The sequence below is a fragment of the Henriciella sp. genome, assembly GCF_049649345.1.
Lineage (GTDB): Bacteria > Pseudomonadota > Alphaproteobacteria > Caulobacterales > Hyphomonadaceae > Henriciella.
In genome coordinates, this window is sequence record NZ_JBARZC010000232.1 from 1 (window position 1) to 1,845 (window position 1,845).

Annotated in this window: 1 protein-coding gene; it reads left to right on the plus strand. The window is 62.9% G+C overall.

The annotated features are described in order from the left end of the window. A partial coding sequence (gene trbE, locus WA989_RS05995) for a conjugal transfer protein TrbE (RefSeq protein WP_424339596.1) occupies window positions 1-1,845 on the plus strand: 1,845 nt, incomplete at both ends.

Consider the following 1,845-nt stretch of genomic DNA (forward strand, 5'->3'; position numbering starts at 1 on the left):
GCTCTGGCTCCCGCCGGCCGATGCGGTTGGCCGGGCCGAGAAAGCGCTGATCGAGCGGGCCGAAGCTGAAGGCATGACGGACTGGCGCGCCAGGCTCGCCGCCTTTGAAAGGCAGGCTGAACGAACCTTTGACCTCCTTGCAACCTGCCTTACCGAGATCGAGCGGCTGGGCGATGAAGACACGCTTACCTATCTTCACGCCGCGATCTCGACGAAGCAGCACCGCGTCGCAGTCCCCGAACTCCCGGTCTTTCTTGATGCCATCCTTGCCGACAGCGCCTTCAGCGGCGGCCTCGAACCCAGGCTTGGCGAGGCGCATCTGCGCACGCTCACCATATTGGGATTTCCGGCAACAACGCTGCCCGGCATGCTCGACGAACTCAATCGCCAGGGCTTTTCCTATCGCTGGACCACACGGTTCATCGCGATGGACAAGACCGAGGCTGAGAAGCTGCTCGGCAAGAAGCGCCGCCACTGGTTTGCCAAGCGCAAATCCATAGGCGCGGTGCTGCGCGAGACCATGTTCAACGAGCAGGCCGCCCTCGTCGACATTGACGCCGACAACAAGGCCGCCGATGCCGATGTGGCCCTTCAGGAGCTTGGCAGCGACCTTGTTTCCTATGGCTATGTCACAACCAGCCTGACCGTCTGGGACGAGGACCTCACCCACGTCGAGGAAAAGCTTCGCCTCGCCGAACGCATCATCACCAGCCGCGGCTTCACGGTCATTCGCGAGACGCTGAACGCCGTCGATGCCTGGCTCGGCAGTCTGCCGGGTCACGCCTATGCCAATGTCCGCCAGCCCGTCCTGCACACGCTGAACCTCGCCCATCTTGTCCCGATCTCCGCAGTCTGGGCTGGCGAAACAAACAACATGCACCTGAATGCCCCCGCCCTGATCGATGCCCAGACCGATGGGACAACGCCGTTCCGCCTCAACCTCCATCATGGCGATGTCGGCCATACGCTGGTGGTCGGCCCGACCGGCGCTGGCAAGTCTGTCCTCCTGTCGCTGATTGCCATGCAATGGCGCCGCTATGAGGGCGCGCAGGTCTTCATCTTCGACAAGGGGCGTTCGGCCCGAGCGGCCACCCTCGCCATGGGCGGCGCGCATATCAAACTCGGCGGCAACAGCCAGCCAGATCTCCAGCCCCTCCGCGATATCCATGAGGACAGCCAGGCCCGGTTCGCAGCAGACTGGCTGGCCGGCCTTTTCGAGGCTGAAGGCCTGGCCCTGACGCCGGACCTCAAGGCCCGGCTCTGGCAGGGCGTCAACTCGCTTGCCAGCGCCCCGCCAAACGAACGCACACTGACCGGCCTGTCGCTTCTGCTACGCGATGACGAGATCCGCACCGCGCTTCACCCGTTCACCCTTGAAGGCTCGCACGGCCATCTCCTCGATGGCGAGACGGATGCGCTCTTACTGTCCGACCTTGCCTGTTTCGAAATGGAAGAGCTGATGGCGAGCCCGCAGGCCGCCCCGCCCGTGCTCGCCTATATCTTCCATCGTCTCGAAGCCCGGTTCACCGGTGCGCCAACGCTTGTCATCCTCGATGAAGCCTGGCTCTTTCTCGATCATCCGCTGTTTGCAAAGCGCCTGCGCGAATGGCTGAAGACCCTTCGCAAGAAGAATGTCGCGGTCATCTTTGCGACCCAGTCGCTCGCCGACATTGAAGGCTCGAGCATCGCGCCCGCTCTGATCGAAAGCTGCCCGACCCGCATCTTTCTGCCCAATGAGCGGGCGATGGAGCCGCAGATACAGGCGATTTATCGCCGCTTCGGGCTCAATGACCGGCAGATCGAAATCCTCAGCCAGGCTGCGCCTAAACGCGATTATTATTGCCA